Genomic DNA, 18,288 nt, shown 5'->3' with positions numbered 1-18,288 from the left:
AATTACTTGACACTAAACTTCAGTAAAGAAAAGTAGAAATCAAGAAAAATCACTTGACATATTATAGTAGTACATGTTGTATAATAACAATGGACTATTTTGCTCATCGTAGAAAAGTGTAATAATAACTATAAAATATGAGAGCGAAAAGAAAGAACGATGGAATTTTCTTTAAAAAGATTATATGATAGTAATTAAAGTAGTCTAGCTCACTTTCACCATTTATGAAGGGGGAAAAGAGATGTCAATTGAAATTAAAACGAAGTACGGTCAAATTGATATTAGTACAGATGTAATTGCAACGATTGCTGGAGGTGCCGCTGTAGATTGCTACGGTATCGTTGGTATGGCTTCAAAAAATCAATTAAAAGATGGATTAACAGAAATTTTACGAAAAGAAAACTTCACTAGAGGCGTTATTGTTCGTAAAGAAGAAGATGAAGTACATATTGATATGTATATCATTGTGAGCTATGGTACAAAAATTTCAGAGGTAGCACATAACGTCCAAACGAAAGTAAAATATACATTAGACCAAACGGTAGGACTAGCAGTAGATTCTGTAAACATCTACGTACAAGGAGTTAAAGTAATAAACTTGTAATGTGCATTAAGGAGGAAAATCTGTGTCAATTCAAAAAATTGATGGGAAACGTTTATCACAAATGATTATTCAAGGAGCGAATAATTTAACAAACAATGTTCAGCTTGTTGATGCATTAAACGTTTTTCCAGTTCCAGATGGCGATACCGGTACAAATATGAATTTATCAATGACTTCAGGCGCGCGTGAAGTGAAAGCAAATCCTTCGCAGCATGCTGGTAAAGTCGGCGTAAGTTTAGCAAAAGGATTATTAATGGGAGCCCGTGGTAACTCAGGTGTTATTTTATCCCAGTTGTTCCGTGGCTTCTCTAAATCTATTGAGCAAAAAGAAGAATTAACAACAGTTGATTTTGCAGCAGCTTTAGAAGCTGGTGTAGAAACGGCGTATAAAGCGGTTATGAAGCCGATTGAAGGAACGATTTTAACAGTTGCAAGAGAAACGGGTAAATATGCAGTCACAGTTGCGAAAAAACAGCGCGACTTTGTTTTGTTTATGGAAGACGTTGTAAAAGAAGCAAATGCATCGTTAAATCGTACGCCAGATTTATTACCTGTATTAAAACAAGTTGGCGTTGTAGATAGCGGTGGTAAAGGTCTTGTAGTTGTATATGAAGGCTTTTTAGCTGATTTAAAAGGAGAAACAATTTCTTCTGATGTACCAGCGCAACCATCTATGAATGAAATGGTACGTGCGGAGCATCACCGTAGTGTACAAAGCCAATTGAGTACAGAAGACATTAAATACGGATATTGTACAGAATTTATGGTGAAATTAGAGCCTGAAAAAGTAAAGGAACATAATTTCTCGGAACAAAAATTCCGTGAAGATATTAGCGTATATGGAGATTCTCTACTTGTTGTATCAGACGATGAAATCGTAAAAGTTCATATTCATGCGGAGCATCCAGGAGATGCGATGAACTATGGTCAACGTTATGGTAGTTTAATCAAGATTAAAGTAGAAAATATGCGTGAACAGCATACTGCTTTATTAGATGAGCCAGCGACAATGCCTGAAAAAGTAACTCCAGTGAAAGAGAAACAACCATATGGTATTGTAACTGTAGCGATGGGATCTGGAATTAAGAACTTATTCGAGAGCATTGGTGCAACGCAAGTTATCGAAGGTGGTCAAACGATGAATCCAAGTACGGAGGACATCGTGAAGGCAATTGAAGAAGCGAATGCTGAAAAAATTATCATTTTGCCGAACAATGGTAATATTGTGATGGCTGCAGAACAAGCTGCTTCTGTTGTTGATCAAGAAGTTATTGTAGTGCGTTCGAAAACTGTTCCGCAAGGGATGGCAGCTATGTTAGCATTTAACCCAGCTGGAACGCTAGAAGAAAATGAAGAGAATATGAAAGAAGCGCTTACGCATGTGAAAACAGGTCAAATTACGTATGCAGTTCGTGATACGGAAATTGACGGCGTATCAATTCAAAAAGATGATTTCATGTGCATTGCAGATGGAAAGATTGTATCTACAAATGCTAAAAAAGTAGGTGCAGCGAAGCAATTGCTAGAAAGTATGATTGATGAAGATTCTGAAATCGTAACGATCTTGCAAGGTGAAGATGCAGCAGATGAAGAGGTTGCAGAGTTAGTTGCATTTGTAGAAGAGAAGTTTGAAGATGTAGAGGTAGAAGTTCATCAAGGAAATCAACCTGTATATTCTTTCATTTTCTCTGTAGAATAAGATAAAGTTCTTCTAAGGGATAAATTGTTTACTTGCTAATGAGCAAGAACAAATGACATATATTGTCTATGGTTCTTATTCAAAAGGCTAGCATATTGATGATAAAAAGAGCCTTACTATTATAGTAAGGCTCTTTTCTTTCGTATACAAAGGGATGTCAGTAGAGAAGCAGTGAATATTATAGTGAGTAAAGATGTAAGAGTAGTTTCCTTTCGAATGCCTATGATAGAATAGAACAGGTGGAAGAGAACGATTGCAATTAAGATAGAACTTGAGATAGTTGCTATGTATTACATGTGAAAATAATTCCGCAAGATTAAACGAGGATGAAATAAAGAAAAATGATGTGACGGAGCGTGAAAATCTTGAATGAAGTTGTACAAATTCCTGTTACGGATGTAAAGGGAGTCGGGGAAGAAACATCTGAATTATTACATGAGATGGGAATTTATACAGTTTCCCATCTATTAGAGCATTTTCCGTACCGTTATGAAGATTACGCGATGAAAGATTTGGCAGAAGTGAAGCATGAAGAGCGTGTAACAGTGGAAGGGAAGGTACATAGTGCTCCTCTATTACAATACTACGGGAAGAAAAAATCGCGTCTTACTGTTCGTATACTTGTTGGTCGGTATTTAATTACGGCTGTATGTTTTAATAGACCGTATTATAAGCAAAAATTGAAGCTTGATGAAACGGTGGCGATTACTGGTAAATGGGATCAGCATCGTCAAACGATTTCCGTGTCTGAGCTTCACTTTGGTCCAGTCGTACGTCAACAAGAAGTGGAACCTGTGTATTCAGTAAAAGGGAAATTAACAGTAAAACAAATGCGTCGTTTTATTGCGCAAGCTTTAAAAGAATACGGTAACTCCATAACTGAAGTATTGCCAGATGGTTTACTGAGTCGTTACAAGTTGTTGCCACGATATGAAGCTCTTCGGGCACTGCATTTCCCGGTTGGTCAAGAAGATTTAAAGCAGGCGCGTCGTCGATTTGTATATGAAGAATTTTTTTTATTTCAGCTCAAAATGCAAGCTCTTCGTAAAATGGAAAGAGAGAGTTCGAAGGGAACGAAAAAGGAGATTTCAATGAAAGAATTAGAAGAGTTCATTGATGCACTTCCATTTCCACTTACTGGTGCGCAGCGCCGCGTTGTTTCTGAGATTATGAAAGATATGCAGTCCCCGTACCGGATGAATCGGTTATTACAAGGGGATGTTGGATCGGGAAAAACGGTCGTAGCTGCAATTGCTCTTTATGCAGCAAAACTTGCACATTATCAAGGTGCGTTAATGGTTCCTACAGAAATTTTAGCTGAACAACATTATCAATCGCTAGCAGAGACATTTTCTCATTTTAATATGACTGTAGAATTATTAACAAGTTCAGTTAAAGGGGCACGTCGTCGTGAGATTTTAGCAAAACTTGAACAAGGAGAAATAGATATTCTTGTTGGGACACATGCTTTAATTCAGGATGAGGTCATTTTCCATAGGCTTGGACTTGTTATTACTGACGAACAACACCGTTTTGGTGTGGCGCAGCGCCGCGTTTTACGGGAGAAAGGTGAAAGTCCAGATGTGCTGTTTATGACGGCGACACCAATTCCTCGTACATTGGCGATTACTGCTTTTGGAGAGATGGATGTTTCTATTATTGATGAAATGCCAGCTGGACGTAAAGTGATTGAAACGTATTGGGCAAAACATGATATGTTAGAGCGTGTCCTTGGCTTCGTAGAAAAGGAAGTGAAGAAGGGGAGGCAAGCTTATGTCATTTGTCCGCTTATTGAAGAATCTGAGAAGCTTGATGTGCAAAATGCAATTGATTTGCATAGTATGCTGTTGCATCACTATCAAGGGAAATTTCAGGTTGGATTAATGCACGGACGTCTATCTTCTCAAGAAAAAGAAGATGTAATGGAGCAATTTAGTGAAAATAAAGTGCAAATTCTTGTTTCGACAACGGTAGTTGAGGTTGGTGTTAACGTACCAAATGCAACCGTAATGGTAATTTATGATGCGGAGCGCTTTGGTTTATCACAATTGCATCAGCTTCGAGGACGTGTTGGTCGTGGAAGTGAGCAGTCGTATTGTTTATTAATTGCAGATCCGAAATCGGAAACTGGAAAAGAGCGAATGCGCATTATGACGGAAACAAATGATGGATTTGTATTGTCGGAAAAAGATTTAGAGTTACGAGGTCCTGGAGATTTCTTTGGAAGTAAACAAAGTGGTCTGCCAGAGTTTAAGGTAGCTGATATGGTACATGATTATCGAGCGTTGGAAACAGCGAGACAAGATGCAGCCATACTGGTTGATTCAGAAGCGTTTTGGCATAACGAGCAGTATGCGCCGCTTCGCGTGTATCTTGAAGGAACAGGTGTGTTTCAAGGAGAAAAGCTTGATTAAAAGTCGAATGTGCGAAATTTTTTGTTGCATTCTACTTTTAATGATTATATACTACTGTTAGTACCTAGTCATAAAAATGGATGGTGCGGTATGAAAAAAAGAAGAAACAAAAAAGAAAGACAATTAGTATTACAGCAAACAATAGAAGCGAACCCGTTCATAACGGATGAAGAGTTGGCAGAGCAGTTTCAAGTGAGCATACAAACAGTTCGCCTGGATCGTATGGAATTATCTATTCCTGAACTACGAGAGCGGATTAAGCATGTAGCGACGAAGCAGCATGAAGAAGATGTAAAGTCTTTACCGTTAGAAGAGGTTGTTGGTGAAATTATTGATATAGAATTAGATAGACACGCTATTTCTATTTTTGAAGTAAAAATAGAGCATGTATTTAAAAGAAATCAAATTGCACGTGGGCATCATTTATTTGCCCAAGCAAACTCACTAGCTGTTGCGGTTATTGATGAAGAGCTAGCTTTAACTGCAAAGTCTACCATTCGATATATTCGTCCTGTAAAATTAGGAGAACGCGTTATTGCTAAAGCTCGCGTTGAAGATGTGGAGAATGATAAAGGTCGGACGGTTGTCAAAGTGCGTAGCTTTGTTGGCGAAGAACTTGTTTTTTCAGGCACTTTTGAAATGTATCGATCTAGTAATTATAGTGAGGAAGGTAACAATTTATGAAAATCGCAATAGATGCAATGGGCGGCGATCATGCTCCAAAAGCAGTTGTATTAGGAGCAATGAAAGCTATTAAGGAATATTCGGATTTACATATTACCCTAGTAGGGAAAGAAGAGGAAATTCGTCAGCATTTAACAAATGAAGAGCGTATTACTATACTTCATACAGACGAAATGATTGAAGCGACGGACGAGCCAGTAAGAGCTGTTCGCCGTAAAAAACAAGCTTCAATGGTACTTGCAGCACAGCAAGTAAAGGAAGGTGTAGCAGATGCTTGTATATCAGCAGGCAGCACAGGAGCTTTAATGGCTGCTGGATTGTTTGTGGTAGGACGGATGGAAGGGATTGAACGACCTGCTTTATCACCCACAATGCCAACTGTTGATGGAGAAGGCTTTGTTATGCTAGATGTTGGAGCGAATGTCGACGCAAAACCAATTCATTTATATCAATACGCGGTTATGGGTTCTGTTTACGCTGAAAAAGTAAGAGGGATTCAAAATCCACGTGTTGGCCTTTTAAATGTTGGTACAGAAGATGGTAAAGGAAACGATCTTTCAAAACAAGTATTTGCTATGTTAAAAGATGCACCGATTAACTTTGTTGGAAATGTTGAATCAAGAGATTTACTACAAGGTGTAGCAGATGTAGTTGTATGTGATGGTTTTACTGGAAATGTAGCATTAAAATCATTAGAAGGAACAGCACTTGCGTTATTCTCTATGCTAAAAGAACAATTAATGAGTTCATTTACAAGCAAATTAGCAGCAGCAGTATTAAAACCAAAACTTATGGTATTAAAAGATAAAATGGATTATTCGGAGTATGGCGGAGCAGCATTATTTGGATTAAAAGCTCCGGTCATTAAGGCTCATGGTTCTTCTAATGATCAATCGATATTCAGTGCGATTCGTCAAACGAGAGAGATGGTAGCGAAAGAAGTAATTCCTACAATTTCAAGTGTAATGGAGAAAGAGCCGCTTCAATAAGAGGAGGATTTGAAATGGGAAAACTAGCATTTCTTTTTCCGGGCCAAGGTTCACAGGCAGTTGGAATGGGTAGACAGTTAGCAGAGAATCATAAAGAGGTTGCAAAAGTATTTCAAAAAGCAGATGAAGTTTTACAGGAGTCTCTTTCAGAGCTGATTTTTGAAGGGCCACAGGAAAAACTGACACTAACGACAAATGCACAGCCTGCATTGTTGACGACAAGCTTTGCGATTTTAACAGCTTTGAAAGAATATGATATTACACCAGACTATGTGGCAGGACATAGTCTGGGGGAGTATAGTGCGCTTGTAGCAGCTGGAGCATTGACATTCGACGATGCTGTGTATGCTGTGAGAAAACGTGGTGAGTATATGGAAGAAGCTGTTCCGAGTGGAGAAGGGGCAATGGCCGCTATTTTAGGAGCGGATCCAGATGTTCTGAAACAAGTTACAGAAGAAGTAACAAATGAAGGTTATGCTGTGCAAATTGCTAATATGAACAGTACAAAGCAAATTGTCATTTCTGGAACGAAACAAGGAGTAGAACTCGCTTCTCAAAGAGTGAAAGAAAAAGGTGCAAAACGAGCAATTCCGCTCCGTGTGAGTGGTCCGTTCCATTCTTCCTTAATGAAACCAGCAGCTAAAAAATTTCAAGGTGTTTTAAATGAAATTACAATCCAAAATGCAAATGTTCCAGTTGTTGCAAACGTTACGGCAGATTGTATTACGCATAGCGCAGAGATTAAAGAAAAGCTAATTGAACAACTCTATTCACCTGTTTTATGGTACCCATCCATTGAACGTATGGTAGAACAAGGGGTAGACACATTTATTGAAATTGGACCCGGAAAAGTGCTAGCTGGTCTTATGAAATCAATCGCTCCATCTGTGAAAGTATATGCGATATATGATGAAGAGACATTGAAAGATACCATTTCAAATTTGAGAGGAGAAAGCGGATGTTAAAAGGGAAAGTAGCATTAGTAACAGGCGCATCACGCGGGATTGGTCGTGCAATTGCAATTGATTTAGCGAAGCAAGGTGCGACGGTTGTAGTGAACTACGCTGGTAATGAGCGAAAAGCAAATGAAGTAGTCGATGAAATAAAAAAACTTGGCTCAGAAGCAATCGCAGTAAGAGCTGATGTTGCTAATAGTGAAGATGTTGCAAATATGGTAAAACAAACTGTAGACACATTTGGACAAGTGGATATTCTTGTGAATAATGCAGGAGTAACGAGAGATAATTTATTAATGCGTATGAAAGAAGAAGAATGGGATACAGTTATTAATACAAATCTAAAAGGTGTATTCTTATGTACGAAAGCCGTATCTCGCTACATGATGCGTCAACGTCATGGACGTATTATTAATATTGCTTCTGTTGTTGGTGTTACAGGAAATCCTGGTCAAGCGAATTACGTTGCTGCAAAAGCAGGTGTAATTGGATTGACAAAAACGTCTGCTAAAGAATTAGCTAGTAGAAATATAACTGTAAATGCCATCGCTCCTGGATTTATTGCTACCGATATGACGGACGTACTGGCAGAAAACTTAAAAGAAGAAATGTTGAAATTGATCCCTGCTGCTAAGTTTGGAGAAGCGCAAGATATTGCGAATGCTGTAACATTTTTTGCTGCTGATCACAGCAAATATATTACAGGACAAACTCTGCATGTTGATGGCGGTATGGTAATGTAATAAAAGAAACGATTTCACCTAGTTTTTTTGTGAAATATTTAATATAATATTTGAGGGGAGGTGAATGAATTATGGCAGATGTTTTAGAGCGTGTAACGAAAATCATCGTGGATCGTTTAGGAGTAGAAGAAACAGAAGTAGTACCAGCTGCAAGCTTTAAAGAAGATTTAGGAGCAGACTCCCTAGATGTAGTTGAACTTGTAATGCAATTAGAAGATGAGTTTGAAATGGAAATTTCTGATGAAGAAGCAGAAAAAATTGCTACTGTTGGCGATGCTGTGACTTACATAGAGAGTCATCTATAATGTTTGAGTGAAGTCCCGTTTTATAGCGGGGCTTTCTCAGCTTATATCTGGAGGGACCTATGCCGTACCGAAAATATAGAGAAAAAAAATATGAAACAAAATATCGTGAAGCTTTTAAAACGTTTCAACAAAAAATAGGTATTACGTTTACAGACGAAAAATTATTGATTCAAGCATTTACGCATTCATCGTATGTGAATGAGCATCGAAAAAAGCCACATGAAGACAATGAACGTCTTGAATTTCTTGGAGACGCTGTATTAGAACTAACTGTATCGCAGTATTTGTTTCAAAAATATCCGACAATGAGCGAAGGAGAACTAACAAAGTTGCGTGCGGCTGTTGTGTGTGAGCCATCTCTTGTCCGCTTTGCGAATGAATTGTCATTTGGGAATCTAGTTCTATTAGGAAAAGGTGAAGAAATGACAGGTGGGCGTGAACGACCGGCTTTATTAGCGGATGTCTTTGAAGCGTTTATTGGTGCCCTTTATCTTGATCAAGGATTGGATACAGTGTGGGGATTCTTAAAAGAAATCGTATATCCAAAAATTAATGAAGGTGCTTTTTCTCATGTGATGGATTACAAGAGTCAATTACAAGAATTAATTCAGCGTGATGGTAGCGGTAATATTGAGTATCAAATTTTGCAAGAAAAAGGACCTGCTCATAATCGAGAATTTGTGTCACGTGTTACACTAAATAGCGTGGCTCTTGGTCTTGGTAGCGGTAAGTCAAAAAAAGAGGCAGAACAACAAGCTGCTGCAGAGGCGTTGAAAAAGTTAAAAGAACAATCATAAGGAATCCCCCTTTACATGAGGGGGATTCCTTGTGCATAGAATGAAACTTTATTTTTATTTGGATATAAAAAGATAAATATGAATCCGTGCAGTAGCTTGTTTTTACAGATATAGACTATAACAACGGAGAATAGGGGGAAGGCCTTTCGTGTTTTTAAAGAGATTAGAAATAGCAGGATTTAAATCCTTCGCAGAGCGTGTATCTGTTGATTTTGTTCCGGGTGTAACATCTGTAGTTGGTCCGAACGGAAGTGGAAAGAGTAATATTACCGATGCAATCCGCTGGGTACTTGGTGAACAATCGGCAAAATCATTACGCGGTGCAAAGATGGAGGATATTATTTTTGCAGGAAGCGATACGCGAAAAGCAGTTAATGTTGCAGAGGTAACATTAACTTTAAATAATGAAGATCAGCGTTTGCCGATTGAATATAATGAAGTATGTGTAACACGCCGTGTTTCTCGTTCAGGAGATAGTGACTTTTTTATTAATAAACAGTCCTGTCGATTAAAAGATATTGTTGATTTATTTATGGACTCTGGTATGGGACGAGAAGCCTTCTCGATTATTAGTCAAGGGAAAGTAGAAGAAATTTTAAGTAGTAAATCTGAAGAACGTCGTGGTGTATTTGAAGAAGCGGCGGGTGTATTAAAATATAAACTTCGCAAAAAGAAAGCTGAAGGTAAATTAGCAGAAACTCAAGAAAACTTAAATCGTGTGCAAGATATTATTCATGAACTAAGTAGTCAAGTAGAGCCGCTCGAAAAACAGGCCTCTATTGCGAAAGACTATCTTGAGAAAAAAGAAGAACTGGAAAAAGTAGAAGCCGCTCTCATTGTATATGAAATTGAAGAATTACATGAAAAATGGGAAGCACTTAGAAAACAGTTTGGACACAATAAAGATGAAGAAGTAAAAATGTCAACGCATTTACAAAAAAGTGAAGCAGAGCTCGAGGAATTACGTGGACAATTGCAAGCAATTGATGAATCTGTAGATTCCTTGCAAGAAGTCCTCCTTCTTTCTAGTAAAGAGTTAGAAAAGTTAGAGGGACAGCGTGAATTGTTAAAGGAAAGAAAACAAAATGCAACAACGCATTGTGCCCAGCTTGAACAGTTAATTATTGAGTTAACAGAAAAAACTAAGGTTTATGATGGAGAAATCGAAACAAGTACGGAAGAACTCATGAATTTCGCAAACCATGTAAAAGAGTTAGAGCAGAAGCTGCACGAAAATGAGAAACTTCTTTCTACATATGCAGAAAACCTGGAAGAGAAAATTGAGCATTTAAAAGGGGATTACATTGAACTTTTAAATCAACAAGCAAGTCATCGTAACGAACTATCTATGCTTGAGGAACAATTTAAACAACAAAACTCTAAAAATCAACGCCTTGATGAAGAAAATGAAAAATATGTACAAATGCGTATGCAAATTACAGCTAAAAAGGCAAAACTTGTAGAGGGTTACGAGCAAGTAAAAGAGAAAGTTACAAGCGTTATCACAAATATACAAAAAACAGAAGCGGCGCTTGGAAAATGTAAGGCGCAATATAGTGAAAATGAAACAAAATTGTATCAAGCGTATCAATTTGTTCAACAAGCGCGTTCTAGAAAAGAAATGTTAGAAGAGATGCAAGAGGATTATTCTGGATTTTATCAAGGTGTACGTGAAGTATTGAAGGCCCGTGAAGGTAAGTTACATGGCATTGAAGGTGCGGTAGCTGAGCTGCTTACTGTACCGAAAGAATATGAAATTGCAATGGAGATTGCACTTGGTGCAGCGATGCAACACGTTGTTGTACAAACAGAAGAGCATGCTCGCATGGCAATTGCCTTTTTGAAGCAAAATCGCCATGGACGTGCAACGTTTTTACCGCAGGCTGTTATTAAGGGAAGGTCATTAACCTTTGAACAACTAAGAATGGTAAAGCAACATCCATCGTTTGTAGGCGTCGCAGCAGAATTGGTACATTATAATAATAAATATGAAAACATAGTTTCGAATTTATTAGGAACGGTTGTTGTTGCAAAAGATTTAAGAGGTGCAAATGAGTTAGCGAAGCAGTTGCAATATCGTTACCGTATTGTAACGGTGGAAGGCGATGTTGTGAATCCTGGTGGTTCTATGACTGGTGGGGCTGTAAAACAAGCGAAATCTTCTTTATTAGGACGTCAGCGAGAATTAGAAGAGTGGAGTAAGAAGCTTGCTGAAATGGAAGACAAAACTTCTAAGTTAGAAAACTTCGTTAAAGCGCTAAAACAAGAAATTCAAGAAAAAGAAGCTAAAATAAAAGAGTTACGTTACGATGTAGAACAAGAGCGCGTAGATGAGCAAAAATTAAAAGAAGAAATTAATCAGCTAGAGTTAGAAGAGCATCGTATTAATGATCGTTTGTCTATCTATGATTTAGAAATAGAAGGCTTTTTACAAGATCAAGTTAGGATGCAAGGGCGTAAAGAAGAGTTAGAAGGAATTTTAGCGAGTCTTCAAAAAGATATCACAGAGCTGGATGGAAAAATTGCTGCCTTAACAAAGCAGAAAAGCGAGCAACATTCTTCGAAAGAAAAAATTCAAACGGAGATGACGGAGCTGAAAGTACAAGCTGCAGAAAAGCAGCAACGTTTGTCCAACCAAAAAGAAAAAGTGGATCGCTTAACGAAAGAACAAGAAGAAGCGCAGCGAACGCTTGTAAAAACAAAAGAGGATTTAGCGTTCTTAAAGCAAGAAATGACATCCAATTCGAGTGGTGAAGAGCAAATTACCAATATGATTGAAAAGAAAGCGCACGATCGAAATCAAACATCAGAATTAATTAGTTCTCGTCGTGAGCAACGTCTAACTCTGCAGGAACGGGTAGAATATATAGAACGTGAAGTAAAAGAAACAAAAGGGCGACATAAATATGTTCTTGAGATTCTAAAAGATCAAGAGGTGAAAATCAATCGTCTTGATGTTGAATTGGAAAATAGGTTGCAACATTTACGTGAAACGTATACGATTTCATTTGAAGCAGCAAAACTGAAATATACAATGATGATGCCTGCAGAGGATGCGCGTAAAAAGGTAAAATTAATTAAATTATCCATTGAAGAGCTTGGAACAGTGAACTTAGGCGCAATCGATGAATATGAACGTGTAGCTGAAAGGCATACATTCTTACTAGAGCAAAGGGATGACTTGGAAGAAGCGAAGGCAACGTTACATCAAGTTATTACAGAAATGGATGAAGAGATGAAAAAACGCTTTTCTACCACATTCCAAGCGATTCGAACAGAGTTCCAATCTGTATTCTGTGAATTATTTGGAGGCGGAAGAGCAGATTTAGTAATGACGAATCCGCAAGATTTATTAAATACGGGCATTGATATTGTAGCGCAGCCACCAGGTAAGAAATTGCAAAACTTAGGTTTATTGTCAGGTGGAGAACGTGCTTTAACTGCAATTGCATTGCTATTTGGTATTTTAAAAGTACGGCCTGTTCCGTTCTGCGTACTAGATGAAGTGGAGGCTGCTCTTGATGAAGCGAATGTAGCTCGTTTCGCGCAGTATTTGAAGAAATTTAGTGATGAAACGCAGTTTATTGTTATTACACACCGAAAAGGTACAATGGAAGAGTCCAATGTACTGTACGGGGTAACAATGCAAGAATCAGGTGTTTCTAAGCTTGTGTCCGTTCGGTTAGGTGACGGAGAAGAAGAGCTTGTTACAAGCGAATAGGAAGGATGAGAAGAATGAGTTTCTTTAAAAAGTTGAAAGAAAAAATTTCAAAACAAACAGATACTGTAACAGAAAAATTTAAACAAGGGTTAGAAAAAACGAGAAATTCATTTGCGGATAAAGTAAATGATTTAGTATATCGCTATCGTAAAGTTGATGAGGATTTCTTTGAAGAATTGGAAGAAATTTTAATTGGTGCAGATGTTGGTGTTGCAACAGTAATGGAGCTTATCGATCAGCTGAAAGAAGAAGTGCAGCGTCGTAACATTCAAGATCCAAAGGAAGTACAAGCTGTTATCTCAGAGAAATTAGTAGGAATTTACAAAGGTGATGAAGAGTTTAGTAATGAAATTAACATGCAGCAAGATCAATTAACGGTTATTTTATTTGTTGGTGTTAATGGTGTTGGAAAAACGACAACAATTGGTAAAATGGCTCATAAGTTTAAATCAGAAGGTAAGTCTGTTTTATTAGCAGCAGGGGATACGTTCCGTGCAGGAGCGATCGAACAGCTAGAAGTATGGGGAGATCGCGTTGGTGTGGAAGTAATTAAGCAAGGGTCTGGTTCCGATCCAGCAGCTGTTATGTATGATGCTGTTCAAGCAGCAAAAGCACGTAAAGTAGATGTCTTGCTATGTGATACGGCAGGGCGCTTACAAAATAAAGTAAACTTAATGAAAGAACTAGAAAAGGTAAAACGTGTTATTGAACGCGAAGTTCCCGGTGCTCCTCATGAAGTTTTGCTTGTTATTGATGCAACGACAGGACAAAATGGTTTAAGTCAAGCAAAAACATTCCGCGAAGCAACGAATGTTTCAGGTATTGTTTTAACGAAATTAGATGGAACTGCTAAAGGTGGTATTGTATTAGCAATTCGTAATGAGATGGACGTACCAGTGAAGTTTGTTGGACTTGGAGAGCAAATGGACGACTTGCAGCAATTTGATCCAGAACAATATGTGTATGGTTTATTTGCGAACTTAGTAGAAAAAGAAGAAGTATAAAGTGAAAGAAGCGGTATTCCCGCTTCTTTTTTATAAAAAATATAAGATGTTAAGAAAAAAACTTGACACTCTTTTATACTCCATGTAAACTAATCCATGTAAAGGGAAATCACTTAACAAAGGATGATCCAACATGCTCGAAAAAACAACGAGAATGAATTATTTATTTGATTTTTATCAATCGTTGTTAACGCAAAAACAAAGAAGTTATATGTCGCTTTATTATTTAGATGATTTATCTCTTGGTGAAATTGCGGAAGAATTTGATGTAAGTCGCCAAGCCGTGTATGATAACATTAAACGGACTGAAGCGATGCTTGAAGAATATGAAGAAAAATTAGTATTACTTCAAAAGTTTCAAGAGCGACAGCGACTTGTTGCAAAGCTTAAACAGCTAATCAGCGAAGAAGAGCATGTGAATGAAGAAATGAAACAAGTTGTTGAAGCTATCGAAAAATTAGATTAGGAGGGCGGCAATATGGCATTTGAAGGATTAGCCGACCGACTTCAACAGACGATGCAAAAAATCCGCGGCAAAGGAAAAGTTTCTGAAGCCGATGTGAAAGAAATGATGAGAGAAGTTCGTCTTGCTCTTTTAGAAGCGGATGTTAACTTTAAAGTAGTAAAAGATTTTGTAAAGCGTGTGTCTGAGCGTGCTGTCGGACAAGATGTAATGAAAAGTTTGACACCTGGACAACAAGTAATTAAAGTTGTACAGGAAGAACTGACAGAACTTATGGGCGGAGAGCAAAGTAAAATCGCTGTCGCTAATAAGCCACCAACTGTTATTATGATGGTTGGACTTCAAGGGGCAGGTAAAACAACGACAACAGGTAAGCTAGCGAATTTGCTTCGTAAAAAGCATAATCGTAAACCGATGCTTGTTGCGGCAGATATTTACCGTCCTGCAGCAATTAAACAGCTTGAAACATTAGGGAAGCAATTGGACATGCCTGTTTTCTCATTAGGAGATCAAGTAAGTCCTGTTGAAATTGCGAAACAAGCGATTGCAAAAGCAAAAGAAGATCATCATGATTATGTTTTAATCGATACGGCAGGTCGTCTGCATATTGATGAAGACCTAATGGATGAATTAGCGAAAGTGAAAGAAGTTGCGAAACCGGATGAAATCTTCCTAGTTGTCGATGCGATGACAGGACAAGATGCGGTCAATGTTGCACAAAGCTTCCATGAACAGTTAGGTTTAACAGGTGTTGTTTTAACGAAATTAGATGGTGATACGCGCGGTGGTGCAGCATTATCTATTAAAGCAGTAACAAACACACCAATTAAATTTGCTGGTATGGGTGAGAAGTTAGATGCAATTGAAGCGTTCCATCCTGAACGCATGGCATCTCGTATTTTAGGGATGGGTGACGTTCTAACATTAATTGAAAAAGCGCAAGCTACAGTTGATGAAGAAAAAGCAAAAGAACTTGAGCAAAAAATGCGTACGCTTTCGTTTACACTTGATGATTTCCTTGAGCAACTTGGACAAGTGCGTCAACTTGGACCGCTTGATGAATTGCTAGGAATGCTTCCTGGTGCAAATAAAATTAAAGGGCTGAAAAATGCACAAGTTGATGAAAAACAAATTGGGCATATTGAGGCAATTATTCGTTCTATGACAATCTTAGAGCGAGAACAACCGGAAATAATCAATGCTAGTCGTAAAAAACGTATTGCCAAAGGTAGCGGTACAACCGTACAAGAAATCAATCGTCTACTGAAACAGTTTGAAGATATGAAGAAAATGATGAAGACGATGACAGGCATGCAAAAAGGTAAGAAAAAAGGACTAGGTGGATTGAAGTTTCCATTTATGTAAGGAAAAAAAGATGGCTCTGTTAAGAAAAAATACTTTACAAAGCAATAGTCTTTTTGCTAATATAATTATCTGTGTGAAATAAATTCGGAGGTGCTTTATAAATGGCAGTTAAAATTCGTTTAAAACGTATGGGAGCTAAAAAAACTCCTTTCTATCGTGTAGTTGTTGCAGATTCTCGTTCTCCTCGTGACGGACGCTTCATCGAGGAAATCGGTACTTACAACCCAGTTGCTCAACCAGCTGAAGTGAAAATCGACGAAGAAGCAGCATTAAAATGGTTAGGAAACGGTGCGAAACCATCTGATACAGTTCGTAATCTTTTCTCTAACCAAGGTATCATGGAGAAATTCCACTTATCTAAACAAGGTAAGTAATTGAGGCAATGGCTATGAAAGGGTTAATCGAAACGATCGTCAAGCCTCTTGTAGATCATCCTGAAGATGTAAAGGTTACACAGGAACTTTGCAGCGGAGAGATAAAGTATCGATTAACCGTACATCCTGAGGATGTTGGGAAAGTCATTGGAAAGCAAGGGCGAGTTGCAAAGGCGATTCGAATGCTCTTGTATTCAGTGGGACATCATAATCATGAAAAAGTTACACTGGAAATTCAATAAATGTGAAAAGGGCGAGGATTTATTCCTCTCCCTTTTTTAACATTTTAAGAGAAGTTGCATGTTCCATATATGGAATGGAGATGCTTAAAATATATAGAAAACAGGGGTGACATGCTGTTTATGACAAAATGGTTTAACGTAGGGAAAATTGTAAATACTCATGGTGTTAGAGGAGAGATCCGTGTCATTTCTCGTACTGATTTTCCGGAAGAGCGATATAAGGTAGGGAATACGTTATACATATGGGGAGATAGAGGAACAGAACCACTCCCAGTAAAAATCACTTCTCATCGTCAACATAAAACATTTGATTTATTGACATTCGAAGGCTATAACAATGTAGATGAAGTGGAGAAGTTTAAAGGTTCTTTATTAAAGGTACCGGAAGAGCAATTGGGCGAGCTTGCTGAAGGTGAGTATTATTATCATGAAATTATTGGTTGTAAAGTTGTAACAGAGGATGGAGAACCGCTAGGTGCAATTAAAGAGATTCTATCTCCTGGTGCAAACGATGTATGGGTAATTAAGCGTCCGAAAGGGCAAGATCTTTTAATTCCATACATTGATGATGTTGTACTGCAAGTTAACATCGAAAATAAACTAGTAACCATTCATGTAATGGAAGGATTGCTATAATGAAAATTGATATTTTAACATTATTCCCAGAGATGTTCACTGGTGTGTTTGGATCTTCGATTTTAAAAAAAGCACAAGAAAAAGAGGCAGTGGAGCTTAGGGTTGTAAATTTTCGTGATTATACAACAAGCAAGCATAACAGTGTAGATGATTACCCGTACGGCGGTGGGGCGGGTATGGTTTTAACTCCGCAACCCATTTTTGATGCTGTAGAAGAATTAACGAAGGACACAGAGTGTAAACCAAGAGTTGTGTTAATGTGCCCGCAAGGAGAACGCTTTACACAGAAAAAGGCAGAAGAGTTTGCTAGCGAAGAACATGTTATTTTTGTGTGTGGTCATTATGAAGGGTATGATGAGCGAATTCGTGAACATCTTGTAACGGATGAAATTTCTATTGGTGACTATGTGTTAACTGGTGGGGAATTAGCATCCATGGTTGTTACAGATAGTGTTGTACGCCTTTTGCCGGGAGTACTAGGGAATCAGAATTCACAGATTGAGGATTCTTTTAGTACTGGTTTATTGGAGCATCCACATTACACGCGTCCTGCTGATTTTCGTGGTATGAAGGTACCAGATGTACTTATGTCAGGAAATCATAAGTATATTGAAGAATGGCGCCATAAGGAATCATTACGCCGTACATATACGCGTAGACCGGATTTACTTGAAGAACGTGAGTTATCGAAGCAAGAAAAAAAATGGCTTGAGCAGATTAAAGAAGAACGATAACAACTTCATATATTTTCTATTGCAACAGGCCTAGCAATATGCTATTATAACATTTGTGCTACTGAAAGCAGTAGCCGTATTAACGATGTTCCGCTGTAATTTATTAATGACTTTATAAGAGCATCTGTTTAAAGGAGAGAATTGAATATGCAACAATTAATCGCAGAAATTACAAAAGGCCAATTAAAAACTGACCTACCTTCATTCCGTCCTGGTGACACTTTACGTGTACACGTAAAAGTAGTTGAGGGTACTCGTGAGAGAATTCAGCTTTTTGAAGGTGTTGTAATTAAACGTCGTGGTGGCGGAATTAGTGAAACGTTCACAGTTCGTAAGATTTCTTACGGTGTAGGTGTTGAGCGTACATTCCCAATTCACACACCAAGAATCGCGAAAATCGAAGTACTTCGCCGTGGTAAAGTACGTCGTGCTAAGTTATACTACTTACGTAACCTTCGCGGTAAAGCAGCACGTATTAAAGAAATTCGATAAGACATGTATGGGAGCTTGTAAATGCACAAGCTCCCTTTTTCCAATCTATATGAAATTTTGATATAA

General features: G+C 38.0%; 18 protein-coding genes. All 18 read left to right on the top strand.

Annotated elements, in window-relative coordinates; genetic code table 11:
• Positions 1-241: 241 nt before the first annotated feature.
• The 18 genes from AC1M36_RS18230 (at position 242) to rplS (ending at position 18,222) form a co-directional block, all read left to right on the top strand.
• A complete protein-coding gene (locus AC1M36_RS18230) occupies positions 242-604 on the top strand; it encodes an Asp23/Gls24 family envelope stress response protein (protein ID WP_336452024.1) in 363 nt (120 codons plus the stop codon).
• A gap of 22 nt (positions 605-626) precedes the next feature.
• Positions 627-2,303, top strand: a complete 1,677-nt coding sequence (locus AC1M36_RS18225; protein ID WP_336452023.1) for a DAK2 domain-containing protein — start codon at positions 627-629, stop codon at positions 2,301-2,303.
• Between the two features lie 365 nt (positions 2,304-2,668).
• The gene (gene recG / locus AC1M36_RS18220) at positions 2,669-4,717 is read left to right on the top strand and encodes an ATP-dependent DNA helicase RecG (RefSeq protein ID WP_336452022.1); all 2,049 of its coding nucleotides are present in this window, start codon (positions 2,669-2,671) and stop codon (positions 4,715-4,717) included.
• Positions 4,718-4,807: 90 nt separating this feature from the next.
• Positions 4,808-5,401: a transcription factor FapR gene (gene fapR, locus AC1M36_RS18215; RefSeq protein ID WP_336452021.1), complete on the top strand. Its 594-nt coding sequence runs from the start codon at positions 4,808-4,810 to the stop codon at positions 5,399-5,401.
• Positions 5,398-6,390 carry a phosphate acyltransferase PlsX gene (gene plsX / locus AC1M36_RS18210; RefSeq protein ID WP_336452020.1) on the top strand — a complete coding sequence of 331 codons (993 nt, stop codon included), beginning with the start codon at positions 5,398-5,400 and terminating at the stop codon, positions 6,388-6,390. Before fapR ends, plsX begins: the two co-directional genes overlap by 4 nt.
• A gap of 14 nt (positions 6,391-6,404) precedes the next feature.
• The gene (gene fabD / locus AC1M36_RS18205) at positions 6,405-7,355 is read left to right on the top strand and encodes an ACP S-malonyltransferase (RefSeq protein ID WP_336452019.1); all 951 of its coding nucleotides are present in this window, start codon (positions 6,405-6,407) and stop codon (positions 7,353-7,355) included.
• The gene (gene fabG, locus AC1M36_RS18200; RefSeq protein ID WP_336452018.1) at positions 7,349-8,089 is read left to right on the top strand and encodes a 3-oxoacyl-[acyl-carrier-protein] reductase; all 741 of its coding nucleotides are present in this window, start codon (positions 7,349-7,351) and stop codon (positions 8,087-8,089) included. The genes fabD and fabG overlap by 7 nt, the downstream gene beginning before the upstream one ends.
• A 71-nt stretch (positions 8,090-8,160) precedes the next feature.
• On the top strand, positions 8,161-8,394 hold the full coding sequence (acpP, locus tag AC1M36_RS18195; RefSeq protein ID WP_000786063.1) for an acyl carrier protein: 234 nt from the start codon (positions 8,161-8,163) through the stop codon (positions 8,392-8,394).
• Between the two features lie 59 nt (positions 8,395-8,453).
• Positions 8,454-9,191, top strand: coding sequence for a ribonuclease III (gene rncS / locus AC1M36_RS18190; protein ID WP_336452017.1), 738 nt, complete (start codon positions 8,454-8,456; stop codon positions 9,189-9,191).
• 148 nt (positions 9,192-9,339) lie between these two features.
• A complete protein-coding gene (smc, locus tag AC1M36_RS18185; RefSeq protein WP_336452016.1) occupies positions 9,340-12,912 on the top strand; it encodes a chromosome segregation protein SMC in 3,573 nt (1,190 codons plus the stop codon).
• Between the two features lie 14 nt (positions 12,913-12,926).
• Positions 12,927-13,916 (top strand): signal recognition particle-docking protein FtsY, encoded by a 990-nt coding sequence (ftsY, locus tag AC1M36_RS18180; protein ID WP_174101814.1) that lies wholly within the window; start codon positions 12,927-12,929, stop codon positions 13,914-13,916.
• 133 nt (positions 13,917-14,049) lie between these two features.
• A complete protein-coding gene (locus AC1M36_RS18175) occupies positions 14,050-14,382 on the top strand; it encodes a putative DNA-binding protein (RefSeq protein WP_000891062.1) in 333 nt (110 codons plus the stop codon).
• Between the two features lie 12 nt (positions 14,383-14,394).
• Complete coding sequence (gene ffh / locus AC1M36_RS18170) at positions 14,395-15,744, top strand: signal recognition particle protein (RefSeq protein WP_336452015.1); 1,350 nt, start codon at positions 14,395-14,397, stop codon at positions 15,742-15,744.
• A gap of 101 nt (positions 15,745-15,845) precedes the next feature.
• Complete coding sequence (gene rpsP, locus AC1M36_RS18165) at positions 15,846-16,118, top strand: 30S ribosomal protein S16 (protein WP_000268748.1); 273 nt, start codon at positions 15,846-15,848, stop codon at positions 16,116-16,118.
• A 14-nt stretch (positions 16,119-16,132) separates the two neighbouring features.
• Entirely contained in the window at positions 16,133-16,360 is a 228-nt protein-coding gene (locus AC1M36_RS18160; RefSeq protein WP_174101817.1) for a KH domain-containing protein, read from the top strand.
• A 120-nt stretch (positions 16,361-16,480) separates the two neighbouring features.
• The gene (gene rimM / locus AC1M36_RS18155; protein WP_336452014.1) at positions 16,481-16,996 is read left to right on the top strand and encodes a ribosome maturation factor RimM; all 516 of its coding nucleotides are present in this window, start codon (positions 16,481-16,483) and stop codon (positions 16,994-16,996) included.
• Complete coding sequence (gene trmD, locus AC1M36_RS18150; protein WP_336452013.1) at positions 16,996-17,730, top strand: tRNA (guanosine(37)-N1)-methyltransferase TrmD; 735 nt, start codon at positions 16,996-16,998, stop codon at positions 17,728-17,730. Before rimM ends, trmD begins: the two co-directional genes overlap by 1 nt.
• A 147-nt stretch (positions 17,731-17,877) precedes the next feature.
• Positions 17,878-18,222, top strand: coding sequence for a 50S ribosomal protein L19 (gene rplS / locus AC1M36_RS18145; protein ID WP_017151244.1), 345 nt, complete (start codon positions 17,878-17,880; stop codon positions 18,220-18,222).
• Positions 18,223-18,288 lie beyond the last annotated feature (66 nt).

Source organism: Bacillus sp. Medicinal_06, from assembly GCF_056711665.1.
This window is presented reverse-complemented; position numbering and strand designations above follow the sequence as displayed.